The 4426-nt window shown below is 71.0% G+C and carries 4 protein-coding genes; 2 read left to right on the plus strand and 2 right to left on the minus strand.

The window, feature by feature from the left end; genetic code table 11:
- Nucleotides 1-184: 184 nt before the first annotated feature.
- Nucleotides 185-589 carry a pyridoxamine 5'-phosphate oxidase family protein gene (locus ACFWEP_RS32170; protein ID WP_387375454.1) on the minus strand — a complete coding sequence of 135 codons (405 nt, stop codon included), beginning with the start codon at nucleotides 587-589 and terminating at the stop codon, nucleotides 185-187.
- 171 nt (nucleotides 590-760) lie between these two features.
- Here ACFWEP_RS32170 and clpB point away from each other — a divergent pair, with 171 nt between their 5' ends.
- Entirely contained in the window at nucleotides 761-3388 is a 2628-nt protein-coding gene (gene clpB, locus ACFWEP_RS32175; RefSeq protein WP_387375460.1) for an ATP-dependent chaperone ClpB, read from the plus strand.
- A gap of 50 nt (nucleotides 3389-3438) precedes the next feature.
- On the opposite strand, the gene ACFWEP_RS32180 is transcribed toward clpB, so the two are convergent.
- On the minus strand, nucleotides 3439-3603 hold the full coding sequence (locus ACFWEP_RS32180) for a hypothetical protein (protein WP_387375456.1): 165 nt from the start codon (nucleotides 3601-3603) through the stop codon (nucleotides 3439-3441).
- Nucleotides 3604-3802: 199 nt separating this feature from the next.
- On the opposite strand from ACFWEP_RS32180, the gene ACFWEP_RS32185 reads away from it, so the two are divergent.
- Nucleotides 3803-4363 carry a YbjN domain-containing protein gene (locus tag ACFWEP_RS32185; protein ID WP_387375458.1) on the plus strand — a complete coding sequence of 187 codons (561 nt, stop codon included), beginning with the start codon at nucleotides 3803-3805 and terminating at the stop codon, nucleotides 4361-4363.
- Nucleotides 4364-4426 lie beyond the last annotated feature (63 nt).

The raw sequence follows: 4426 nt of genomic DNA on the forward strand, positions 1-4426 counted from the left end.
GGCCTGGACCGCGTCATGCTCGGCTACGCACTCGGCGACCAGGGCCGAGGCCAGGACGGGAACACGGACCCGGCCGGGCTGTGGGTGGGCCGGGCGCGTCCCGGGCCGTTGACCGAGGCCGGCGCCCGGCCCGGAAGCGGCGGTGCCCCCTCGGCGCGTACTCCCCGTGGCGTCTTCGCCGCCGTCAGGCCCGGCCGAGGGCCCGGTCCAGGGCGATCTCGATGACGACACGCGTCGGGTTGACCCTCGGCTCTCGCCCGTAGCGCTCGGTGTGACGGCGTTCGGCGTCCTCGACGACCTCCCGCTCCGTACGGATCGTCGCGCGGCCCTCCAGCGTCGCCCAGCGGGCGCGGTGCATCTGGCAGACCGCGACCCGCGCCCCCTCGGGTCCCGCCGCCCGGACGTGGGCGACCTTCCGGCTGCCGCCGTCGGTGATGATGCGGGCCAGACCCGCCTCGGGGTCGTACGTCACGCAGACGGGTACGACGTGCGGGGTGCCGTCCGGGCGGAGGGTGGTCAGGGTGCAGAGGTGGTACTCGCGCCAGAAGGCGAGGTACTCGGGGCTGGGGTGACGTACGTCGTGGGCCATGGGCGAAGCGTAGGAGCTGCCCCGCGAGCCCTTGCGGGTGGCGTCGTGGGGCCCGGTACTCTCGAAACCCAGGCTTGAGTGGAATAGACTCAACTTTGTGCACGTTGGTCGAATCATGGGCCAGGTGCCGTGCCTGGGCAGGACGCGATAGTCGAGGAGGAGACAGCGCACGTGGACGCCGAGCTGACGAACAAGAGCAGGGACGCCCTCACCGCGGCCACCAGCAGGGCCGTGAAGGACGGACACCCCGATCTGACCCCCGCACACCTGCTGCTCGCGCTGCTCGCGGGTGAAGACAACGAGAACATCATCGATCTGCTGGTCGCCGTGGAGGCGGACCAGGCCGCGGTGCGCACGGAGACCGAGCGGCTGCTCGGCGCGCTGCCCCGCGTCACCGGTTCCACCGTGGCGCCGCCGCAGCCCGACCGTGAGCTGCTCGCCGTCGTCAGCGACGCCGCGCGGCGCGCCAAGGACCTCGGCGACGAATACGTCTCGACCGAGCACCTGCTGATCGCGGTCGCCGAGAAGGGCGGCCGGGTCGGTGAGATCCTCGGTGCCCAGGGGGCCAGTGCGAAAAAGCTGCTGGCCGCGTTCGAGAAGAGCAGGGGAGGGCGACGGGTGACCACACCCGACCCGGAGGGTCAGTACAAGGCCCTGGAGAAGTTCGGTACGGACTTCACGGCGGCGGCCCGTGAGGGCAAGCTCGACCCGGTCATCGGCCGGGACCAGGAGATCCGCCGCGTCGTACAGGTGCTGTCGCGCCGTACGAAGAACAACCCGGTCCTCATCGGTGAGCCGGGCGTCGGCAAGACCGCCGTGGTGGAAGGGCTCGCCCAGCGCATCGTCAAGGGCGACGTGCCCGAGTCGCTGCGCGACAAGCGTCTCGTCTCCCTGGACCTCGGGGCGATGGTCGCGGGCGCCAAGTACCGGGGCGAGTTCGAGGAGCGGCTGAAGACCGTCCTCTCCGAGATCAAGGAGAGCGACGGCAAGATCATCACCTTCATCGACGAGCTGCACACCGTCGTCGGTGCCGGAGCGGGCGGCGACTCGGCCATGGACGCGGGCAACATGCTCAAGCCCATGCTGGCCCGCGGCGAGCTGCGGATGGTCGGCGCGACGACGCTCGACGAGTACCGCGAGCGGATCGAGAAGGACCCCGCCCTGGAGCGCCGCTTCCAGCAGGTCCTGGTCGCCGAACCCAGCGTCGAGGACACCATCGCGATCCTGCGCGGACTCAAGGGGCGTTACGAGGCGCACCACAAGGTCTCCATCGCGGACGCCGCTCTGGTGGCCGCCGCGACCCTGTCCGACCGCTACATCACCTCCCGCTTCCTCCCGGACAAGGCGATCGACCTCGTGGACGAGGCCGCCTCCCGGCTGCGTATGGAGATCGACTCCTCGCCCGTCGAGATCGACGAACTGCAACGCGCCGTGGACCGCCTCCACATGGAGGAACTGGCGCTCAAGAACGAGACCGACCCCGCCTCCCGGCAGCGACTGGAGAAGCTCCGGCGCGACCTCGCGGACAAGGAGGAGGAGCTGCGCGGTCTCAACGCCCGCTGGGAGAAGGAGAAGCAGGGCCTCAACCGGGTCGGTGAGCTGAAGGAACGTCTCGACGACCTGCGCGGCCAGGCCGAACGCGCGCAGCGTGACGGCGACTTCGACACCGCGTCCAAGCTTCTCTACGGCGAGATCCCGGGCTTGGAGCGCGAGTTGGTTGCCGCCACCGAGGCCGAACAGGTGGCTGCCGAGACGCCCAAGGAGACTCTGGTCAAGGACGAGGTCGGCTCCGACGACATCGCCGACGTGGTCGGCGCCTGGACGGGCATCCCGGCCGGCCGCCTGCTGGAGGGCGAGACGCAGAAGCTGCTGCGGATGGAGGACGAGCTCGGCAAGCGCCTGATCGGCCAGGGCGAAGCGGTCCGCGCGGTGTCCGACGCGGTGCGCCGCACCCGCGCCGGAATCGCCGACCCGGACCGGCCGACCGGATCGTTCCTCTTCCTCGGCCCCACCGGAGTCGGCAAGACCGAGCTGGCCAAGGCGCTGGCGGACTTCCTCTTCGACGACGAACGGGCCATGGTCCGCGTCGACATGAGCGAGTACAGCGAGAAGCACAGCGTCGCCCGGCTCGTCGGCGCCCCGCCCGGCTACGTCGGGTACGAGGAGGGCGGCCAGCTCACGGAGGCGGTCCGCCGCCGCCCGTACAGCGTCGTCCTGCTGGACGAGGTGGAGAAGGCGCACCCGGAGGTCTTCGACATCCTGCTCCAGGTGCTGGACGACGGCCGGCTCACGGACGGCCAGGGCCGGACGGTGGACTTCCGCAACACCATCCTGATCCTGACGTCCAACCTCGGCAGCCAGTTCCTGGTCGACCCGCTGCTCAAGCCCGAGGCGAAGAAGGACCGGGTGCTGGAGGTCGTACGGGCCTCGTTCAAGCCGGAGTTCCTGAACCGGCTGGACGACCTGGTCGTCTTCTCCGCGCTCACCGGCGACGAACTCGCCCACATCGCAGGGCTCCAGATCGGCCGGCTCGCCAAGCGGCTCGCCGACCGGCAGCTGACCCTCGACGTCACCCCGGCCGCGCTGGCCTGGCTCGCCGAGAAGGGCAACGACCCGGCCTACGGCGCCCGGCCGCTGCGCCGCCTCATCCAGACGGCGATCGGCGACCAGCTCGCCCGGGAGATCCTCGCGGGCGAGATCACGGACGGCGACACCGTACGGGTGGATGTGTTCGGGGGTGGTGCCGAGGGCGGTGCGTCCGGTGCCGATGCCGGGCTCATCGTGGGCGCGGTGCGCTGAGGAGTGTGCCGAGGGCGCCCCGCACCGGGCGCCGTGCCCCGGCCGCCTCCTCAGACGTCGAAGGGGTGTCCGTGTACGAGGACGGTGCCGCCGTCCTCGTACACGGCCGTCACGTCGGTGGCCAGGGCGCGGCCGGCCGGCTGCTCGCCGGGCTGGAGATCGACGCGGGCGCCGACGCCGTCGTCGCAGTTCTCCGGGTGGAGCCCGGGGGCCATGAACTCGGGGAACGACGTGACCGGCCAGTCGTCCAGATGTGTGCCGGTGCTGTGGGACGCGGTCCGGCACCCGTGCGTTCCTGGTCCGTGCGCGAGCGCCCGATCCTGTCCGCCGGGAGCGGATCGACCCCGCCGGGGGTTGCCATTCCCCGCCCGCCATGGGGGAGGATGGCGTACAACCGCACGAAGGGAAATAACGGTGAGCATCGATCCGTCCTCGATTCCTAATTTCGGGGGCCAGCCCGAACCGCAGGCGGCAGGACCGGAGGGCCCCGTCGTCCCTGACCAGGACCTCGTCAAGCAGCTCCTGGAGCAGATGGAGCTCAAGTTCGTCGTCGACGACGAGGGCGACCTCGCGGCGCCGTGGGAAGAGTTCCGCACGTACTTCATGTTCCGGGGCGAGGCCGACCAGCAGGTCTTCTCGGTGCGGACGTTCTACGACCGCCCGCACGACCTGGACCAGCGCGCCGTCCTGCTGGACGCCATCGACGACTGGAACCGCCGCACGCTGTGGCCCAAGGTCTACACGCACTCCCACGAGGGCGAGGAGGGCGAGGCCGGTTCGGTCCGCCTGATCGGTGAGGCGCAGATGCTCATCGGCACCGGCGTCGCCCTGGAGCACTTCGTCTCCTCCACGGTGAGCTGGGTCCGCGCCTCCATCGAGTTCGACAAGTGGCTCGTCGAGCGCCTCGGCCTCGCGCCGGCCGAGGAGAAGTCCGAGGAGTCCGCCGCGTCCGCGGACGAGACGCCCGAGGGCTGACCCACCGCGCTCCGCAGGACGCACCCCCGCACGACGCCCGGCCGGGGCGGCGGTCACCACGAC

Origin of the sequence: Streptomyces sp. NPDC060198, from assembly GCF_042728415.1 — a bacterium.
In the GTDB taxonomy this organism is placed as follows: domain Bacteria; phylum Actinomycetota; class Actinomycetes; order Streptomycetales; family Streptomycetaceae; genus Streptomyces.